This is a genomic window from Mycobacterium sp. Dal123C01, from assembly GCF_052566995.1.
In genome coordinates, this window is the sequence record NZ_CP199580.1 from 1,812,736 (window position 1) to 1,830,470 (window position 17,735).

A 17,735-nucleotide genomic window follows, 5' to 3' on the forward strand; every position below is an offset into this window, starting at 1 on the left:
CGGCGTGGAAAAGCGTCTGATCGGACGCGGGCTGCTGGCGGGCGCTATTGGCGCGGTGCTGGCATTCATATTCGCCCGTGTGTATGCCGAACCCGTCATTGCCCGCGCGATCGCTTTTGAGGACGGCCGAACCGAGGCCGAGAATGCCCACGGTGTCCATGAGCATGGCATCGAGCTGTTTACTCGCGGCGTGCAGGCCAACGCCGGCCTGGGATTTGGTGTGCTGATTTTCGGTCTTGCCATGGGCGCACTGTTCGCCGTGCTGTTCTGCGTCGTCTATGCCCGCGCGGCGGGCCGCGCGGAAACCCTTGGACCACAACAACTTTCGTTACTGCTGGCGGCTACGGCCTTCGTGGCGGTGTACCTGGTTCCGTTCGTCAAATACCCGCCGAATCCCCCCGCTGTCGGCCAGTCCGACACGATCGGGGCACGCACCGGTTGGTATCTGGTGATGGTGCTGGCGTCGGTGGTGCTGGCGATCGCGGCGGTGTGGCTGACCCGGCGGCTGGCTGACCGATTCGGCGCATGGAATGCACGGCTGCTCGCAGCCGGGGGGTACCTGGTGACCGTCGCGGTGGTGATGGTGTTGCTACCGACGGTGGACGAGACGCCCGAACCGTTGCGCGACGCCTCGGGTGCGATCATCTATCCCGGCTTTCCCGCCGATGTCCTCTACGAATTCAGGTTGCTGTCGCTGGGCACGCAGCTGCTGCTGTGGGCGACGATCGGCGTGGTCTTTGCGACGCTCGCGGGGCGGTTGCTGGGGGAGCGCGCCGAGAGCGGACAGGTATCGAGCATCGCGGGGTGACGGAGGTCGTCCGGCTGACCTTGGTGTCGCACGCGATGACCGATGCGATGGCGGCCGCGCGTTTTCCCGCCGACGAGCCGCTCAACGAAACCGGCCGTCGACAGGTCGAAGTTGCTGCGGGCCTTGATATCCCGGGCCTCGGGTCACGGCATCTCGCCGGTCCCGAGCAACGGGCCCGCCAAACCGCAGAGCAGCTGGGCTTGCACGCCACCACCGAGCCGGGGTTGGCCGACCTTGACTGCGGGCACTGGCGCGGTCTGAAACTGAACGCCGTAGCCCCAGCGGACCTCGAGGTGTGGCTGACCGAACCGGCCCGGGCGCCGCACGGCGGGGAGTCCATCGTCGACCTCACCGAGCGGGTAGCCGGATGGTTGGCGTCGTTGATCGACGGGCCATCGCGAACTATTGCGGTGACGCATCCGGCGGTGATCCGGGCAGCGATTCTGCTGGCCCTCGACATTGCGCCGAAGTCGTTCTGGCGCATCGACATTGCACCGGTTGTCCTGACGACCTTGCATTACCGGAACGACTGCTGGACGCTGCGGCTGCAATGATTACTGCGGTGCGATCAGCGCGAACGCCTGTTTGGCGACCTGGAGCATCCAGCCGGTTACCTTCGGCCCGTGATCGCGGGGCCAGTTCAGCTGGAAGCTGACGACCCACGGTTGCTGCGTCTTGTCGACGGCATACCAGCTGAAGGTCAGATCACCCGGCAAGCCACCAGCTTTGGCGCCGATGTAGGGCCAAACGTTTCGGTCCAGCTGGATACCCGACACGGCGGACAGGATCTGCCTGATCGGTGCGGCCGCACCGACCGCGTCGGCCTGCAGAGCTGCGTGGACTCGGCAGATGTCCTGGGCGCTGCCGTACCACTCCGCTCCGTAAGCCGAGGCTGGGGTGTGGGCTCGGGTCGGATCAGGTTGGTAGGGAGCAGAATTCGCCTGCGCCAGCAGCTGGGCACGGACCTGCGGGTCTGCACTTTGCCACTGGCTGCGCAGATCCGGCTGGCCCCAGCCGATGGAGAACAGCTCGTACATCGTGGGGAAGGGAGTCATGCTGGCCGGATCGTGATGGCCGGCTGTGGCCAGCGCCTCTTCGATGGCGTGGGTTCCCATTCTTTCGATCAGCAGGTCGGTGGCCATGTTGTCGCTGTTGGCGATCATCTTCCCGGCTGCGCTGCGCACCGAAACGTGGTCGCCGGGAGCAAGTCCCAAGCCCGAAGAGCCCACCGCCTTGCTCTTTTCGGTGACGGTCAACTGATCGTCCCAGGACACCGTGTGGTTCTTCACGGCGCCCGCCAAGGCGTGCAGTACATACAGCTTGAAAATTGATGCCAGAGGGAGAGATTCGCCGGTATTGGTGCCCATCACCGGATCGCAGTGGCCGTCATCGACCTTGGCGACCTGATAGGAGTACCGCGCGCCGGTTTTGCTCAACGTCGCGTCGATGTCATGCCATGAGGTGATCGTCGGCGCCTGCGTTTCGACGTCGAATCGATCGACCCGCCCCATGTCGTCGGTGTGAATCCGGATGTCTTGGCGCGCGCCGTAGGAGGAGGTGAGGTGCAGCGTGGCAACGCTGGCGCTGATGTCCACCCCGTCCAGGGCGAAGGGACGATCCCACCAGAGCTCTTCCATCGTGGTCTCGACCGAGTCGACCTTGTCAGGCGCGGCAAGAGTGCGAACTCCGACCGGGCCGATCGGCCAGTCCGAGTTGAGCATGTCCACGGTCTGCTGGGCCCGCAGCCCGGGAGGCGTTCGGGTGTCGATCGCCCGGCCGGGGTTGGCCGCGTTCGCCTGTGGTGACGGCGACGGTGAGCAACCCGGCGCGAGAGTCGCAACCAGTGCGGCGGCCGCGGTGAGGGCCAGCAGGCGCTGCCGCGCGGGACGTCGGCTATTCAGCCGGCTTGTTCCCGGCAACGTCCATGACGACCTCGAATTCCAGCAGCGACGCGCCAGTCGCCACCGGGTTGGCACGCTGCCCGGCATGGGCTTCGACGGCGGGCCCACTCGCCCACGCCTGGAATGCTTCATCGGACTCCCAGTGTGTCACCACGAAATAGCGGTTCTCACCCTTGACCGGACGCAGCAGCTGAAAGCCGAGGAAGCCGGGTTGGTTATCCACCGCGTGTGCGCGGTGAGCGAACCGCTTCTCCAGTTCAGGGCCAGCGTCGGCGGGCACTTCGATTGCGTTGATCTTCACCACTGGCGGCATGTTCGCTAGGCTACCCCGCCCCCTGCCCTGTTCTGCTCCAGGGCGGGGCAGCCAAGATGGTGATATGCCCACCAATCTGCTGACCTGCCACGGCGGGCAAGGTGAGCCGTTGATACTGGTGCACGGCCTGATGGGCCGGGGTAGCACCTGGTCGCGTCAGCTGCCGTGGCTGACCCGGCTGGGCATCGTTTACACCTACGATGCGCCGTGGCACCGCGGCCGCGACGTGCAGGATCCGCACCCGATCAGCACCGAACGCTTCGTGGCAGATCTGGGCGAGGCGGTAGCCACGCTGGAGGCGCCGGTGCGGCTGGTGGGACATTCGATGGGTGCGCTGCACTCGTGGTGTCTGGCCGCCGAACGTCCCGATTTGGTTTCGGCGCTGGTGGTCGAGGACATGGCGCCGGACTTCCGTGGCCGCACCACCGGTCCCTGGGAGCCGTGGCTGCATGCACTGCCGGTCGAATTCGACACTGCCGAGCAGGTATTCAATGAATTCGGGCCGGTCGCCGGCCAGTATTTCCTGGATGCCTTCGACCGCACCGACACCGGCTGGCGGTTACACGGTCACACTTCGCGATGGATAGAGATCGCCGCCGAGTGGGGCACCCGGGACTACTGGGGGCAATGGCTGGCGGTTCGGGCGCCGGCGTTGCTGCTTGAGGCCGGCAACTCGGTCACCCCGCCGGGCCAGATACACGCGATGGAGAAAACCAGTTCTCCGACAACGTATTTGGTGATTCCCGAAGCCGGCCACCTGATCCACGACGACGCGCCACAGGTATACCGTCAAGCGGTTGAATCGTTTTTGGCGGCGACGCACGCCTGAGCATCGCCGTGAGGCTGCCCGCGGGTAAGTGCTCGGCGACCGCGTGTCGGCCTGCCCGCGAAGATCGCACCACAATCTGATAAATTCTTCAATTGTTCGAATATAGAAACGTTATAGTCTTCAGGAGATCAGTGTCGTGTCGGAGCCGTTGTACAAGGTCAAGGCGGAGTTCTTCAAGACGTTGGGACATCCGGCGCGGATCAGGATTCTGGAGCTTCTCGAGGTGGCGGACAAGTCGGTCGCTGAGCTGTTGCCCGAGGTCGGGCTGGAGTCGTCGAATCTGTCCCAGCAGCTAGGCGTTCTGCGCCGGGCCGGGGTGGTCGACGCGCAACGGGACGGCAACACGATGATCTACTCGATCGCCTCCCCGGATATCGCCGAACTGCTCATGGTGGCGCGCAAGGTTCTCACCGGGGTGCTCAGCGATCGCGTCGCGGTGTTGGAGGGCCTGCGCGCCGCCGGCGCGGAGTAGCGTCCATGAGCTGGATTCGCAAGGCGTTCCAGGTCGGTCGGATCGCGGAACCCGCGGCACCTGCACCGCAGCCGATGATGAAACCCCCCGCGGGAGTTCGTGGTTCGCTACAGATCCGGCACGTCGACGCGGGTTCGTGCAATGGGTGTGAGGTGGAGATCTCGGGCGCGTTCGGACCGGTGTATGACGCCGAGCGGTTCGGTGCGCGGCTGGTGGCCTCCCCGCGCCACGCAGACGCGCTGCTGGTGACCGGCGTCGTGACACGCAACATGGCCGGCCCGCTGCGCACCACGATCGACGCCACCCCGCGGCCGCGGCTGGTGATCGCCTGTGGGGACTGCGCTCTGAACCGCGGGGTGTTCACCGACGCCTACGGCGTGGTCGGCGCAGTGGGTGAGGTGGTGCCGGTCGATGTGGAAATCCCTGGGTGCCCGCCGACGCCGAGCCAGATCATCGCGGCGTTCAGAACGGTGACCGGCAAGTGACGACCACCCTGGCGGCCAGCGCGGTACCCACACCAAACCTAATGCCCCGCAGCGACTTCAGACCCGCCTTGGCGGGTGTGCTGACGGCGCTGCTCGGTGCCTGCGGGGTATGGGCGGGCGTGCTGGGGATGTGGGGTCCGAATTGCGCAGTACACATCGGGTGGTTACTTCCCCTGTCGGGGGTACAGCTGGGCCTCGATCCGCTGGGCGGGTTCTTTATGACGCTTTCGGGGGCGGTCGCGGTCGCGGTCGGGGTGTACACGATCGGGTATGCCCGGCGTGGGCATCTGGGTCGGGTCGCACTGGCCGTGTTGCCGATGTTTGTCGCGGCGATGCTGCTGGTACCCGCTGCGGGGTCGGTGACAACGTTTCTGTTGGCGTGGGAGTTGATGGCGGTCGCGTCGTTGGTGTTGGTACTGGCCGAGCACACCCGCGCGCAGGTTCGCTCCGCTGCATTGGTGTACGCGGTGATGACGCAATTGGGGTTCGTCGCGATCCTGGTCGGGCTGATGGTGTTGTCGGCGGCTGGTCGAGCGGACCGGTTTGCCGATTTGCACCGGATACCGCACGGTGCGTCCACCGCGGTATTTCTGTTGACGACGGCAGGGTTTGGGTCGAAGGCAGGGCTGGTGCCGCTGCACGCCTGGTTGCCGCGGGCCCACCCGGAGGCGCCCAGCCCGGTGTCGGCGCTGATGAGCGCGGCGATGGTCAACCTGGGGGTCTATGGCATCTGCCGTTTCGATCTGCAGCTACTCGGGCCGGGTCCGGCCTGGTGGGGGCTCACCTTGATGGTTGCCGGCGGAGTGTCGGCGCTCTATGGCGTGGTGCAGGCTTCGGTGGCCACGGATCTCAAACGGCTACTTGCCTATTCGACAACCGAGAACCTTGGGTTGATCACCCTGGCATTGGGAGCTGCGACCCTCTTCGCGGCCTCCGGCGCGTACGGGCCGGCGACGATCGCTGCGGCGGCGGCCATGTTGCATCTGATCGCGCACGCGGCGTTCAAAAGCCTGGGATTCCTGGCGGCCGGGTCGGTACAGGCCGCAACGGGGCTGCGTGACCTCGACCGGCTGGGTGGTCTGGCCCGCCGGATGCCGACAACCACCACCCTGTTCGGGGTGGCCGCACTGGGGGCGTGTGGCCTACCACTGGGCGCCGGGTTCGTCAGTGAGTGGTTACTGGTCCAGTCGCTGATCCATGCGGCTCCCGGGCGCGCCACCGTGCTCGCCTTGACCACTCCGCTGGCGGTAGGTGTGGTCGCGCTCACCACAGGCCTCGGGGTTGCGGCGATGGTCAAGGCATTCGGGATCGGATTCCTGGCGCGGCCGCGCTCCCACGAGGCCGCTGAGGCCCGCGAGGCAACGGGCAGCATGTTGGCCGGTATGGCGATTGCGGCGGCCGCCTGTCTGGTCTTGGCTGTGGCGCCCTCGGTTGTGGCACCCGCGCTGCGTCGGGCGATCGCCGCGCTACCCGCAGCCCGGACAGTGCAGTTCACCGATCTCGGCGCGGTGGTGCGGCTGCCCGGCCTGCAGGGGTCGATCGCACCCGGGGTGATCGCCGCTGGCGTTGGGGTGGCCGCGCTGGCCGCGGCCGCGCTGGCGCGTTGGAGCCGGCGGCGGCGTCCGGCACCCGCTGCATTGCCGCTATGGGCATGTGGCGCAGACGATCTCACCCCACGCATGCAGTACACGGCCACGTCGTTCGCCGAGCCGCTGCAAAGGGTCTTTGATGACATCCTGCGTCCCGACACCGATATCGAGGTCACGCACGCCGCCGAGTCGCAGTATCTGGTTGACAAGATCACCTACCGCACCAACATCACCGATGCGATCGAGGAACGCTTTTACACGCCGGTGATCCGGGTGGTGGCAGGCGCAGCCGGAATCGTGCGGCGCGCCCACACTGGCAGCGTGCACCTCTATCTGGCTTACGGTGCGGTCGGCGTGCTGATCGTGCTGGTGGTCGCCCGATGAACGTCTTGTCCTACGTCGCGGGAGCGGTGCAGATCGGCACCGTGATGTGCGGGGCGCCACTGGTGATCGGCCTTACCCGACAGGTGCGCGCCCGCTGGGAGGGCCGCGTTGGGGGCGGCGTCTTGCAGCCCTGGCGCGACATAGTCAAGCAGCTCGGCAAACAACAGATAACCCCGCTCGGCACAACGGTGGTGTTCGCGGCCGCGCCCGCCGTCGTCGCCGGATCGACATTGCTCATCGCGGCGATCGCACCGCTGGTAGCCACCGGATCTCCACTCGATGCCAGCGCTGACTTGTTCACGGTGGTCGGCCTATTGTTTGTGGGCACCGTCGCGTTGAGCCTGGCCGGCATCGATACTGGTACCTCCTTTGGCGGCATGGGCGCCAGCCGCGAGATCACGATCGCCGCGCTGGTCGAACCCACTATTTTGCTCGCGGTCTTCGCACTGTCCATTCCGGCGGGATCCGCCAATCTCGGTGCCCTGGTAGCGAATACCATCATCCACCCCGAGCAGGTGGTGTCGGTGGCCGCTGTGCTGGCGTTCGCCGCACTGGTGATCGTGATCGTCGCCGAGACCGGCCGGCTGCCAGTGGACAACCCGGCCACTCATCTCGAGCTGACGATGGTGCACGAGGCGATGGTCCTCGAATACTCCGGTCCGCGCCTGGCGCTAGTCGAGTGGGCGGCCGGCATGCGACTGACCGTGCTGCTGGCGCTGCTGGCAAACCTGTTCGCGCCGTGGGGCATCGCGGGCGGACAGCCCAGTGCGGTTGACATCGTCGTCGGCGTCGTAGCGGTGGTGGCCAAGGTCGCCGTGCTAGCGGGACTGCTCGCAACCGTGGAGGTTTTCTTCGCCAAACTGCGGCTGTTCCGGGTTCCCGAGCTGCTGGCCGGGTCATTTCTACTGGCGTTGCTCGCGGTCACTGTCGCGAACTTCTTCACGGTGTCGGCATGACACACAACACTTTCACGGTATTGGTCGATCTCGCCGCTGGCGGGCTGATCTTGGCTGCGGTATTCATCGTGTGGCGCCGCGACCTGGCCGCAATCATCCGCCTGCTGGCGTGGCAGGGCGCCGCATTGGCGGCCATCCCCATCCTGCGGGGAGTTTACGACGGCGACGGCGCGCTCATCGGTGTCGGTGTCGCCGTGCTGGTGTTGCGCGCGGCGGTACTGCCGCGGTTGCTGGCCCGTGCAGTCGGCGGCGAGCCGCGATCCCACCGCGAAGCGATCCCGCTGGTGAACACCGCCACCTCGCTGCTGATCACCGCCGCGCTGACGCTGGCCGCGTTCGCGGCCACTCGATCCTTGGTGAACCTGCAGCCGGCGGCCTCAACCAATGCGGTCCCGGCCGCTACCGCGGTGGTGCTGATCGCTTTGTTGGTGATGGTCACACGGCGGCACGCGGTATCACAGGCCGCAGGGTTTTTGATGCTGGACAACGGAATCGCCGCGACCGCGTTCCTGCTCACTGCCGGGGTGCCGCTGATCGTTGAACTCGGCGCCTCCCTAGACGTGCTGTTTGCACTCATCGTGATCGGCGTTCTGACCGGCCGCCTGTCTCGCACCTTCGGCGGCGCCGACCTGGACGCGTTGCAGGAGCTGCACGACTGATGACCGGCCTTCTGCTCGCCGCGATCCTCACGCCGATTGGTGCGTCGATCGCCACCCTGATTGTCGGGTGGCGCCGGGCGACCGGGACACTGATCGTGCTCTCAGCGGTGACGGTGCTCGGGTGTGGGGCGGCGCTGGGGCTGCGTGTCGGGTCGGGGACCCAGTTCGCGTTGGGCGGACTGCTGCGCGTTGACGCGCTCTCCGTCACCATGCTGATCGTCATCGGAATCGTTGCCACACTGGCCACCTGGGCCAGCATCGGATACCTCGATGCCGAACTTGCCCACGGTCACACCGACACACGCAGCGCCCGAGTGTATGGGTCGCTGACAGCAGCGTTCCTAGCCTCGATGGTTGTTGCGGTGTGCGCCAACAACATCGGCGTCATCTGGGTCGCGATCGAAGCCACCACGGTGATCACGGCTTTTCTGGTCGGACACCGCGGCACCCGCACAGCACTCGAAGCGACCTGGAAATACGTCGTGATCTGCTCGGTCGGCATAGCGATCGCTTTTCTGGGCACCGTGCTGCTGTACTACGCCGCCGAGCGCGCTGGTGCGCCGGCCGCCGCAGCCCTGAACCTGGACGTGCTGACGGCACACGCGGGCGGGTTGGATCCCGATACCGCTCGACTGGCGGGGGGGCTGTTGCTGATCGGCTATGGCGCCAAGGCCGGGCTGTTTCCGTTCCACACCTGGTTGGCCGACGCCCACAGCCAGGCCCCGGCACCCGTTTCGGCGCTGATGAGCGGGGTGCTGCTGTCGGTGGCCTTCTCGGTGCTGATCCGTATAAAACCGATCATCGACATCGCCTCTGGGCCCACCTTCATGCGATCGGGGCTGCTGGTGATCGGGCTGGCGACGCTGTTGATCGCAGCCCTGATGCTGACGGTCACACCCGACATAAAACGCATGCTCGCCTATTCGTCGATGGAGAACATGGGCCTGATCGCGATCGCCGCAGCCGCCGGAACCACGCTGGCGATCGCCGCGCTGCTGCTGCACGTGCTCGCTCACGGGATCGGCAAGACGGTCCTGTTCTTGGCGAGCGGTCAGCTACAGGCCGCGCACAACTCCACCGCGATCGCCGACGTCACCGCCGTGCTGCGCCGCTCCCGCCTAATTGGCGTATCGCTTGCCGTGGGGGTGATCGTTCTGCTCGGGCTGCCGCCCTTCGCGATGTTCGCCAGCGAGCTGGCCATCGTCCGTTCGCTCGCCAACGCCCGGCTGACCTGGGCCCTCGGCGCAGGCATGCTGCTGATCGCGGTTGCCTTCGCCGCGCTCGCGCGCAACTGGGGCCGCATCCTGCTAGGCGACTCTACGGGCACGCCAGCGATCGCCGTGCCGCGAACGGTGGCGGCGGCCCTGCTCCTCGGTGTCGCGGCATCGCTCGCCCTCGGCATCACCGCCGGCCCGCTTACTGATCTCTTCACCGCCGCAGCCAGCGATGTTGGGGCACTACCATGATACGTAATTCGGTGCAGCACAGGGTATCTCCGGATGGGCTGACCAGCATGGCAGAAGAATTGCTAGGCAATGGGTTTCGTCTACGCCTGGTGGCGGCCCACGACGACGACGATTCGTTCCGCGTCGTTTACCTGTTCCTCGCTGGCTGGCCTGATCGCCGCATCGAACTCGAATGCGTTGTTCCCAAAGATGATCTGATGGTCCCTTCACTGGCATATCTGTCATTTTCGGCTAGCCGATTCGAGCGCGAGATGGCAGACCTATTTGGGATCCGGCCCGTGGGTCATCCCAAAGTGCGACGGCTAGTGCGGCATGCTCACTGGCCCGAAGAGTGGTATCCGATGCGCAACAACGCCTCGCCCGCACCCGAATTCGAAGACAGCGGACACTTCCCATTCGTCACCGTTGAGGGGCCCGGGGTTTATGAGATCCCGGTCGGTCCCGTCCACGCCGGGCTGATCGAGCCCGGACATTTCCGCTTCTCCGTCGCAGGCGAAACCGTGCTGCGACTCAAGGCACGACTGTGGTTCGTGCATCGGGGTTTGGAGAAGCTCTTCCAGGGCCGGCAAGCCGACGGCGCAGTAGAACTGGCCGAACGCGTCAGCGGCGACACTTCCGTCGCACACGCGCTCGCCCACAGCCTCGCCGTCGAAGATGCCCTGGGAGTCGATCTTCCTGACGGGGTGCATCGGCTGCGTGCGCTGCTCGTCGAGCTCGAACGGCTCTACAATCACGTTACCGATTTGGGCGCGTTGGCCAACGACGTTGGGTTCTCCCTAGCCAACGCGCACGCTCAGCGCATTCGCGAACAACTGCTGCGGCTGAACGGGGCCGTAACCGGACATCGGCTGCTGCGCGGCGCCGTCCGTCCCGGCGCTGTCACGCTGAAGGCGCTGCCTGACACTACTCAGCTGCGATCCATTGCGGCCGATGTCGCCGAGGTCGCCGAACTGACCCTGCGCAACGCCGTGGTGTATGACCGGTTCGCCGGGACCGCCGTCCTCGCCGCAGAAGACGCTCACGCCCTGGGCTGCCTCGGCTATGTCGCGCGCGCCAGCGGCATACGCACCGACGCCCGACTCGAACACCCCGCCACCGCACTACCCGTCACCGAGATCGGCGCCGACGCGGGCGACGTGCTGGCCCGTTATACGGCGCGACGCGACGAATTCGCAGCGTCTACCGAGTTGGCAACTTATTTGATCGAATCACACACGGGCCCAATCGAATACGCCACGGTTCCACTATCACCGCACGCTGCCTGCAGCGGTATCGGCATCGTCGAAGGCTGGCGTGGCACCATCGTCCACCGCGTCGAAATCGACGCAGCCGATCGGATCACCCGCGCCAAAATCGTCGACCCATCCTGGTTCAACTGGCCGGCGCTGCCCGTCGCGATGGCCCACACCATCGTCCCCGACTTCCCGTTGGCTAACAAAAGCTTCAACCAGTCTTACGCCGGCAACGATCTCTGATCAACCAGCCCGCGCCTAGCCACCCTCGCCGGCCAACGCAAACAGGCCGTCCACGGTCCGGGTAATCAGACCGTCGGCGAGCAACGAGTCTAGCGCTCGGTCGCGTTGTCGAGTATCGGTCAGCCACGCCACGTCCAACTCCGCTCGGGTGACCGGAAAGTCGCTGAGGCGCAATACGTCCAGTAGTAATCCACGGACCTGGCGGTCGGTGCCCGCGTAGCTTTGAACGCGGCGTGCCGGGCCCTGCGCCGGGGGATAACCCGCATCCCGCCAGGCGCACTCGCTAAGTGGACACAATCCGCAACGCGGCGCGCGCGCAGTGCACACGATGGCACCCAGTTCCATCAAGGCCACCGAAAACTGGGGCGCCGTGCCATCTTTCGGTAGCAGTGCCGAGACATCGGCATGATCGCGAGTGATGGACGGGGAACCTGCGTCGGCCAGTCCATGCACGGCGCGGGCCACCACCCGGCGCACGTTGGTGTCGACGACTGGGACCGGCTGGCGGTAGGCGAAACATGCCACAGCCCGAGCCGTGTAGCTGCCGATACCCGGCAACTCGAGCAGGGTCTCAACGTCGTCGGGAACCACATCGCCGTGGTCACGTGCAATGACGGTGGCACACTCGTGCAGGCGCTTGGCCCGTCGCGGATAGCCCAGCTTGCCCCAGGCGCGCAGTACGTCGGCGGCGCTGGCCGCGGCGGTGGCCGAGGGGGTGGGCCAGCGGCGAACCCAGTCCGTCCAGATCGGCAGCACCCGGGCCACCGGCGTCTGTTGCAGCATGAATTCGCTGACCAGGACCTGCCATGCGCTGACGCCGGGTTCCCGCCAGGGCAGGTCGCGGCGCGATTGTGCGTACCACTCCAGAATTTCATCCGCCTGGATTTGCGGTTGGCTAGGCATTAACGCCGACCGCACAGCAGAATGTTTGCCATGCCCAACACCAGTCCGGTAACCGCATGGAAAGCACTCAAAGAGGGTAACGAGCGATTCGTCGCCGGCCAGCCGGTGCATCCCAGCCAGAGTGTCGCGCACCGGGCCAGCCTGGCGGCCGGCCAGAAGCCGACCGCGGTCATCTTCGGCTGCGCGGACAGCCGAGTGGCCGCCGAGCTCATCTTCGATCAGGGCCTCGGTGACGTGTTCGTGGTCCGCACCGCCGGGCAGGCCATCGATTCGGCAGTGCTGGGCTCCATCGAGTACGCGGTGACGGTCCTCGACGTCCCACTCGTCGTCGTTCTCGGCCATAACAGCTGCGGTGCCGTCAAGGCCGCCATCAGTGCGCTCGACGACGGTGCGATACCGGGCGGTTTCGTGCGGGATGTGGTGGAGCGCGTCGCGTCATCGATCCTGCTGGGGCGGCGCGACGGGCTCAGTCGTGTCGACGAGTTCGAGGACCGGCATGTGCAAGAGACGCTGGCACAGTTGCTGTCGCGTTCTAGTGCCATTTCAGAGCGGGTGTCAGCGGGCACGCTGGGGCTTGCGGGCATCACGTACAACCTCGCTGACGGGCGGGCGGTGTTGGTCGATCACATCGGCGACATAGGCGAATAGCACGGTCATTGGCCAGCTAACATCGCGACACGCCGGGTCGGATCGACCAAATCGGCGTGACCTGGGCTTACCGTGAGATCGTGCTGGATCTGGAACCGCGTGGCCCGCTACCCACGGAGATCTATTGGCGGCGCAGGGGGCTGGCCCTGGGCATCGCGGTCGTCGTGATCGGCATCGCTGTCGCCACCGTCATTGCCTTCATGGGCGGCAGCGCGGGCGCCAAGCCCGCCAATGTCAAAGCCGGCTCCGCTCAAAACACGCCGGCAGCGCCCCCGCCGCAGGTGCCACCCCCGCCGGGGCAGGAGGGCGCCATCCCGATGGCGCCGCCACAGCAGGGGCAAAACCCCGAGGCTCCGACGCCGACCGCGGCGGTGCAGCCGCCGCCAGTGCTGAAGGAGGGCGATGACTGCCCCGACTCGACGCTGGCCGTCAAGGGCTTGACGAACGCTCCCCAATACTTCATCGGTGACCAGCCGAAATTCACCATGATCGTCACCAACATCGGGCTGGTGGCCTGCAAGCGTGACGTCGGGGCGGCCGTGCTGGCCGCCTATGTGTATTCGCTGGACAACAAGCGGCTGTGGTCCAACCTGGACTGCGCGCCGTCCAACGAGACCCTGGTTAAGACGTTCACGCCGGGCGAACAGGTGACGACCGCGGTGACCTGGACCGGAATGGGATCCTCGCCGCATTGCCCGCTGCCGCGGCCGGCAATCGGGCCCGGTACCTACAACCTCGTCGTCCAGCTGGGCAATCTGCGCTCGCTTACGGTTCCGTTCATCCTGAACCTGCCGCCACCGCCGCCGGGGCCCGGGAACGGTCAGCCGGCGGTGCCGCAGCCCGAGTCGCCGCCGGGGGTTGGTCCCGGTCCTTCGCCCGCGGGGTAATCGGTCCCTTAGTTGAGCGGGTCGGCGATCGTCGACTCCGCGAGCTGTGACAGCCCTTCCCGCACATGGCGGGCCCACATAGAGCCGATGCCGTCGACCGATTGCAGGTCGTTGGCGCTGGCGGCCAGCAGGCCCTGCAGCGTCCCGAAGTTGCGGACCAGTAGATCCACGTGAGCGAATTGCAGCCGGGGGATTTCGGCCATCGCGCGGTAGCCACGCGGGCTCAGCGCCGAATCCTGCGCCTCGGTCGTCGTCGGATACCCGAAAACTTTTGCCAGCGAGGTGAAATCGAGCAGCTCGGTGTCCGACAGCGTGTCCAGCTCGTCGAGGGTCGCGGTCATCTGCGCGTCGGACAACGGCTCGGGGCTGGCGTGGTAGTCGCGCACGATCAATTCCCGGGCGATTTCGTTGCCGCCCAGCAGCTCCTCGAGCTGTAGCCGCAGCTGCCGCCCGTCGGTGCCCAGTTCGACGACGTCGTAGTCGATCACCAGCCCGATTCGCCGGACCAGCTCGTGTCGCTGTACCACGGTCATCACGTCACGCAGCGTCACGAAGTCTTCGATCTCCGCCCGTGACAGCAGCCTGCTGACCTCGTCGAGGCGGGTCTTGTACCGCTCCAGGGTCGCGATGGCCTGGTTTGCGCGCGACAGGATGGTCGCGGAATCGGCCAGTACGTGGCGCTCTCCGCCCACGTAGACGGTGACGATGTTCATCGAGTGGCTGACCGAGATCACCGGGTGGCCGGTCTGGATCGCGGCGCGTTCCGCCGAGCGGTGCCGGGTGCCCGACTCGTCGGTGGGTATCGACGGGTCGGGCACCAGCTGCACGTTGGCCCGCACGATGCGGCTGGCGTCGGTGGACAGCACGACAGCGCCGTCCATCTTGGCCAGCTCGCGCAGCCGCGTCGGGGCGTAGCGGACATCCAGAGCGAAGCCGCCGTCGCAGATGGCCTCGACGTTCTCGTCGTTTCCGAGCACGATCAGCGCGCCGGTACGGCCGCGCAGAATCCGCTCCAGGCCGTCCCGGAGCCCGGTGCCTGGTGCCAGGCGGGCGATCGTTTCACGCAGCGTCGGACGCGTCACAGCCTGTCATTCTGCTACGCCAGGGCCCGCGGCGTAGCAATGTCGAGCCGTTCGAGCCCACGGGGCCCGCTGCTGCGGTGGTCGGCGATGTCGATCATGTGCTCCAGCGCCGCGCCGATGGTGGGTGCGCTCAGTGCGCGCATGCCCCGCGGTACGGCCCCGCATCCGGGTGGAATTAGGGCGAGGGTGAAGCCCTGCCGGGCCGCTTCGGCCAGACGTCGATCCATCCCGCTGACCCGGCGCAGGTCGCCCGCCAGTCCGACCTCGCCGACCATCACCGCGGTGGTGGGCAGCGGCAGATCGGCCAGTGCCGAGGCCAGCGCGATCGCGACGGCGAGGTCCGAGGACGGATCGGTCAACCGCATGCCGCCCACGGTGGACAGGTAGATGTCGTTGGCGGCGAGGGGCAGCTTGGCGTGCTTTTCCAGCACGGCGGTGATCATCGCGGCGCGGGAGTGATCGATCCCGCTGACGGCGCGGCGCGGTGACCCGCCGTTCGGTGTGGCCAGCAACGCCTGGACTTCGCCGATCAGCGGGCGCTTGCCGTCCAGGGCGACGGTGATCGCGGTGCCGGCGACCGGGGTGGGCCGCTGATCCAAGAACAAGTTGGACGGGTCGGCGACGCCCTCAATTCCGTTGTCGTGCAACAAGAAACACCCGACTTCGTCGGCCCCGCCGAATCGGTTCTTGATGCCGCGGACCATCCGCAGCGAGCCGTTGCGGTCGCCCTCGAAATGCAGCACGACGTCGACGAGGTGTTCCAGCGAGCGTGGTCCGGCGATGGCCCCGTCCTTGGTGACGTGGCCGACGAGGATCAGCGCCACGTCATTGGCCTTGGCCGCGGCGGTCAGCGCGGCGGTAACCGCGCGCACCTGCGTGACCCCTCCGGCGACGCCGTCGGACTCGGAGCTGGACATCGTTTGCACCGAGTCGACAATTACCAGCGCGGGTTTGACCGTCGCGATGTGCTCAAGCACCGTGTGCACGTCGGACTCGGCGGCCAGGTAGACCTCGTCCGAGCCGCAGCCGATCCGGTCCGCGCGCAGCCTGATCTGGCCCGCGGACTCCTCACCGGAGATGTACAGCGCGCGCCGCCCGGCCTGCGCCCACAGGTGGGCGACCATGAGCAGCAACGTTGACTTACCGACGCCCGGGTCACCGGCCAGCAGCGTCACCGACCCGGGCACCACGCCGCCGCCGAGTACCCGGTCGAGCTCGTCGATGCCCGTCGCGCGGTGCTGGCTGACGTTGGGTTCGATGGAACTGATCGGAACGGCGCGCGACGCCGGGTTTACCGAGCGACGACCGCCGACCGCGCTGAGCGCGGCCACCACATCGACGGTGCCCCAGGTGCCACATTCCATGCAGCGGCCCACCCATTTGGCGGTGACGTGGTGGCATTCCGAGCAACGGTATTGCGAGCGCGCAGTTGCCACGTGATGACGGTATCCGGCGGGGGCGACAAGCCCCGCTGTGACACTCGTGCGGCGGAGGTGTTTAAGCCTCCGGCGGCGCCAGCCCGGCTGAAATCGGCACCAGCACGCTGGTCTGCCCGGCCTTCTCGAAGGTGAAGGTGAAGTTGTAGGAGAGGCCGTTGGTGATGGGCTTGGCCAAGCTGACCGTTGCCTTGGCCGCGCTGTTGGAGTTGAGCGGGCCCGGCGCCACCTTCTGGCCCTCGGGCGTACCGATGAACAGCATCCCGCTGGGGGGCAAGTGAGTGTCGCCGTTGACCGTCACGGTGCCGATGTCAGTGGTGATGCCCAGCAGCCGGTCCGCGACGTCCGGCGACTGATTCACGGCCACCAGCACCAAATCCACCGTTTTACCCGGCCGGAGGAAGTCACCGGTCTGCGTCGCCTGGATGCGGACGTCGCGCAGCGCCACGTTGTTGAACGAGACCTTGTTGCCGTTGACGGCGGGCTCCTGGGTGGCCATCTGCGAGATCTGCCCGGCGCCGCAACCGGTGAGCACGGCAGCGATAAGAGCGGCCATGCCGACGAGAGCGACCCGGGCGGGAAGGCGGACCGCGAGGCTGGTCTTGAAGCGGTTCACTCAATGCCTCCTGGGCTCGGTCAGGCTGGTTCGGGCCAACTCGCGGCACGATGACTGCGGCGTCAACCATGCAACTATGCACAGTAGTAGGAACGTTGTTCCAGCGGTAGCGCGGGGAGTAACACCAACCGCCAGACCAGCGCCGCAGCGGTCAAAGTGGGTCCACGCACAGGCCCGACCAGGGCATTGGTAAAGTGATTCACTGCACGTCTTCTTCCGTCTGTCAACCCCTAACCCGCGCGTGTTGTGCCCCTGACCTGCAACGTTGCTACGCGTGTGTTGGGCAGCCGTGTTAGAATGAAGTAACGAAAGGGGCTCGAATCAGATGATCTTCAAGGTCGGCGACACCGTTGTTTATCCACACCACGGTGCTGCGCTAGTCGAGGCGATTGAAACCCGCACCATCAAAGGGGAACAAAGGGAGTATCTCGTCTTGAAAGTGGCGCAGGGAGACCTGACCGTTCGAGTGCCCGCTGATAACGCCGAGTACGTGGGCGTGCGTGACGTCGTTGGCCAGGAAGGCCTCGACAAAGTTTTCCAGGTGCTGCGTGCACCGCACACCGAAGAGCCGACTAACTGGTCACGCCGCTACAAGGCCAACCTCGAAAAGCTCGCCTCCGGTGATGTCAACAAGGTGGCAGAGGTCGTCCGCGACCTGTGGCGGCGCGATCAGGAACGCGGCCTGTCCGCAGGTGAGAAGCGCATGCTGGCCAAGGCTCGGCAGATTCTGGTCGGCGAGTTGGCGCTCGCTGAAAGCACCGATGAGGCCAAGGCGGATATCATCCTCGACGAGGTTCTGGCCGCCGCTTCCTGAAGGACCTGAGCT

General features: G+C 66.4%; 19 protein-coding genes. 13 read left to right on the forward strand and 6 right to left on the reverse strand.

From position 1 onward, the window contains the following. Window positions 1-4 precede the first annotated feature (4 nt). Window positions 5-808, forward strand: coding sequence for a CbtA family protein (locus ACTXG5_RS08600; protein WP_445163266.1), 804 nt, complete (start codon window positions 5-7; stop codon window positions 806-808). Further along, on the forward strand, window positions 805-1,362 hold the full coding sequence (locus ACTXG5_RS08605) for a histidine phosphatase family protein (RefSeq protein WP_445163267.1): 558 nt from the start codon (window positions 805-807) through the stop codon (window positions 1,360-1,362). The genes ACTXG5_RS08600 and ACTXG5_RS08605 overlap by 4 nt, the downstream gene beginning before the upstream one ends. On the opposite strand, the gene ACTXG5_RS08610 is transcribed toward ACTXG5_RS08605, so the two are convergent. Together ACTXG5_RS08610 and mhuD are read right to left on the reverse strand one after the other, a co-directional pair. Beyond that, window positions 1,363-2,727 (reverse strand): Cpe/LpqF family protein, encoded by a 1,365-nt coding sequence (locus tag ACTXG5_RS08610; protein WP_445163268.1) that lies wholly within the window; start codon window positions 2,725-2,727, stop codon window positions 1,363-1,365. It abuts the gene before it with no gap. After that, a complete protein-coding gene (gene mhuD, locus ACTXG5_RS08615; RefSeq protein ID WP_445163269.1) occupies window positions 2,702-3,022 on the reverse strand; it encodes a mycobilin-forming heme oxygenase MhuD in 321 nt (106 codons plus the stop codon). The genes ACTXG5_RS08610 and mhuD overlap by 26 nt, the downstream gene beginning before the upstream one ends. Before the next feature lie 64 nt (window positions 3,023-3,086). Here mhuD and ACTXG5_RS08620 point away from each other — a divergent pair, with 64 nt between their 5' ends. The 8 genes from ACTXG5_RS08620 (at window position 3,087) to ACTXG5_RS08655 (ending at window position 11,337) form a co-directional block, all read left to right on the forward strand. Beyond that, a complete protein-coding gene (locus ACTXG5_RS08620; RefSeq protein ID WP_445163270.1) occupies window positions 3,087-3,851 on the forward strand; it encodes an alpha/beta fold hydrolase in 765 nt (254 codons plus the stop codon). A 136-nt stretch (window positions 3,852-3,987) separates the two neighbouring features. After that, window positions 3,988-4,323, forward strand: a complete 336-nt coding sequence (locus ACTXG5_RS08625; protein ID WP_445163271.1) for a lsr2/espR transcriptional regulator — start codon at window positions 3,988-3,990, stop codon at window positions 4,321-4,323. A 5-nt stretch (window positions 4,324-4,328) separates the two neighbouring features. Next, window positions 4,329-4,808 carry an NADH-quinone oxidoreductase subunit B family protein gene (locus tag ACTXG5_RS08630; protein ID WP_445163272.1) on the forward strand — a complete coding sequence of 160 codons (480 nt, stop codon included), beginning with the start codon at window positions 4,329-4,331 and terminating at the stop codon, window positions 4,806-4,808. Window positions 4,809-4,849: 41 nt separating this feature from the next. Further along, window positions 4,850-6,781 carry a proton-conducting transporter transmembrane domain-containing protein gene (locus ACTXG5_RS08635; protein ID WP_445164322.1) on the forward strand — a complete coding sequence of 644 codons (1,932 nt, stop codon included), beginning with the start codon at window positions 4,850-4,852 and terminating at the stop codon, window positions 6,779-6,781. 5 nt (window positions 6,782-6,786) lie between these two features. After that, window positions 6,787-7,737, forward strand: a complete 951-nt coding sequence (locus ACTXG5_RS08640; RefSeq protein ID WP_445164323.1) for a respiratory chain complex I subunit 1 family protein — start codon at window positions 6,787-6,789, stop codon at window positions 7,735-7,737. After that, entirely contained in the window at window positions 7,734-8,396 is a 663-nt protein-coding gene (locus tag ACTXG5_RS08645; RefSeq protein WP_445163273.1) for a hypothetical protein, read from the forward strand. The genes ACTXG5_RS08640 and ACTXG5_RS08645 overlap by 4 nt, the downstream gene beginning before the upstream one ends. Next, window positions 8,396-9,862 (forward strand): proton-conducting transporter transmembrane domain-containing protein, encoded by a 1,467-nt coding sequence (locus tag ACTXG5_RS08650; protein ID WP_445163274.1) that lies wholly within the window; start codon window positions 8,396-8,398, stop codon window positions 9,860-9,862. The genes ACTXG5_RS08645 and ACTXG5_RS08650 overlap by 1 nt, the downstream gene beginning before the upstream one ends. Beyond that, window positions 9,859-11,337 carry a hydrogenase large subunit gene (locus tag ACTXG5_RS08655; protein WP_445163275.1) on the forward strand — a complete coding sequence of 493 codons (1,479 nt, stop codon included), beginning with the start codon at window positions 9,859-9,861 and terminating at the stop codon, window positions 11,335-11,337. The genes ACTXG5_RS08650 and ACTXG5_RS08655 overlap by 4 nt, the downstream gene beginning before the upstream one ends. 15 nt (window positions 11,338-11,352) lie before the next feature. On the opposite strand, the gene ACTXG5_RS08660 is transcribed toward ACTXG5_RS08655, so the two are convergent. Further along, a complete protein-coding gene (locus tag ACTXG5_RS08660) occupies window positions 11,353-12,240 on the reverse strand; it encodes an A/G-specific adenine glycosylase (protein ID WP_445163276.1) in 888 nt (295 codons plus the stop codon). A gap of 30 nt (window positions 12,241-12,270) precedes the next feature. On the opposite strand from ACTXG5_RS08660, the gene ACTXG5_RS08665 reads away from it, so the two are divergent. Further along, window positions 12,271-12,888, forward strand: a complete 618-nt coding sequence (locus tag ACTXG5_RS08665; RefSeq protein WP_445163277.1) for a carbonic anhydrase — start codon at window positions 12,271-12,273, stop codon at window positions 12,886-12,888. A gap of 80 nt (window positions 12,889-12,968) precedes the next feature. Continuing rightward, a complete protein-coding gene (locus ACTXG5_RS08670) occupies window positions 12,969-13,775 on the forward strand; it encodes a hypothetical protein (protein WP_445163278.1) in 807 nt (268 codons plus the stop codon). 8 nt (window positions 13,776-13,783) lie between these two features. On the opposite strand, the gene disA is transcribed toward ACTXG5_RS08670, so the two are convergent. The 3 genes from disA to ACTXG5_RS08685 form a co-directional block, all read right to left on the reverse strand. Further along, the gene (disA, locus tag ACTXG5_RS08675; protein WP_445163279.1) at window positions 13,784-14,857 is read right to left on the reverse strand and encodes a DNA integrity scanning diadenylate cyclase DisA; all 1,074 of its coding nucleotides are present in this window, start codon (window positions 14,855-14,857) and stop codon (window positions 13,784-13,786) included. Window positions 14,858-14,871: 14 nt separating this feature from the next. Continuing rightward, the gene (gene radA, locus ACTXG5_RS08680) at window positions 14,872-16,293 is read right to left on the reverse strand and encodes a DNA repair protein RadA (protein WP_445163280.1); all 1,422 of its coding nucleotides are present in this window, start codon (window positions 16,291-16,293) and stop codon (window positions 14,872-14,874) included. Window positions 16,294-16,354: 61 nt separating this feature from the next. Continuing rightward, on the reverse strand, window positions 16,355-16,849 hold the full coding sequence (locus ACTXG5_RS08685; RefSeq protein WP_445164324.1) for a hypothetical protein: 495 nt from the start codon (window positions 16,847-16,849) through the stop codon (window positions 16,355-16,357). A gap of 385 nt (window positions 16,850-17,234) precedes the next feature. Here ACTXG5_RS08685 and carD point away from each other — a divergent pair, with 385 nt between their 5' ends. Continuing rightward, window positions 17,235-17,723: an RNA polymerase-binding transcription factor CarD gene (gene carD, locus ACTXG5_RS08690; RefSeq protein WP_445163281.1), complete on the forward strand. Its 489-nt coding sequence runs from the start codon at window positions 17,235-17,237 to the stop codon at window positions 17,721-17,723. The last annotated feature ends 12 nt before the right edge of the window (window positions 17,724-17,735 follow it).

Excerpts from the sequence above, each read along its gene's own strand:
- ACTXG5_RS08620 (WP_445163270.1), top strand. The coding sequence starts at position 3,087 with ATGCCCACCAATCTGCTGACCTGCCACGGCGGGCAAGGTGAGCCGTTG.
- ACTXG5_RS08660 (WP_445163276.1), bottom strand. The coding sequence starts at position 12,240 with ATGCCTAGCCAACCGCAAATCCAGGCGGATGAAATTCTGGAGTGGTAC.
- ACTXG5_RS08685 (WP_445164324.1), bottom strand. The coding sequence starts at position 16,849 with ATGGCCGCTCTTATCGCTGCCGTGCTCACCGGTTGCGGCGCCGGGCAG.
- ACTXG5_RS08645 (WP_445163273.1), top strand. The coding sequence starts at position 7,734 with ATGACACACAACACTTTCACGGTATTGGTCGATCTCGCCGCTGGCGGG.
- mhuD (WP_445163269.1), bottom strand. The coding sequence starts at position 3,022 with ATGCCGCCAGTGGTGAAGATCAACGCAATCGAAGTGCCCGCCGACGCT.
- carD (WP_445163281.1), top strand. The coding sequence starts at position 17,235 with ATGATCTTCAAGGTCGGCGACACCGTTGTTTATCCACACCACGGTGCT.
- ACTXG5_RS08650 (WP_445163274.1), top strand. The coding sequence starts at position 8,396 with ATGACCGGCCTTCTGCTCGCCGCGATCCTCACGCCGATTGGTGCGTCG.
- ACTXG5_RS08655 (WP_445163275.1), top strand. The coding sequence starts at position 9,859 with ATGATACGTAATTCGGTGCAGCACAGGGTATCTCCGGATGGGCTGACC.
- ACTXG5_RS08665 (WP_445163277.1), top strand. The coding sequence starts at position 12,271 with ATGCCCAACACCAGTCCGGTAACCGCATGGAAAGCACTCAAAGAGGGT.
- ACTXG5_RS08630 (WP_445163272.1), top strand. The coding sequence starts at position 4,329 with ATGAGCTGGATTCGCAAGGCGTTCCAGGTCGGTCGGATCGCGGAACCC.
- ACTXG5_RS08635 (WP_445164322.1), top strand. The coding sequence starts at position 4,850 with ATGCCCCGCAGCGACTTCAGACCCGCCTTGGCGGGTGTGCTGACGGCG.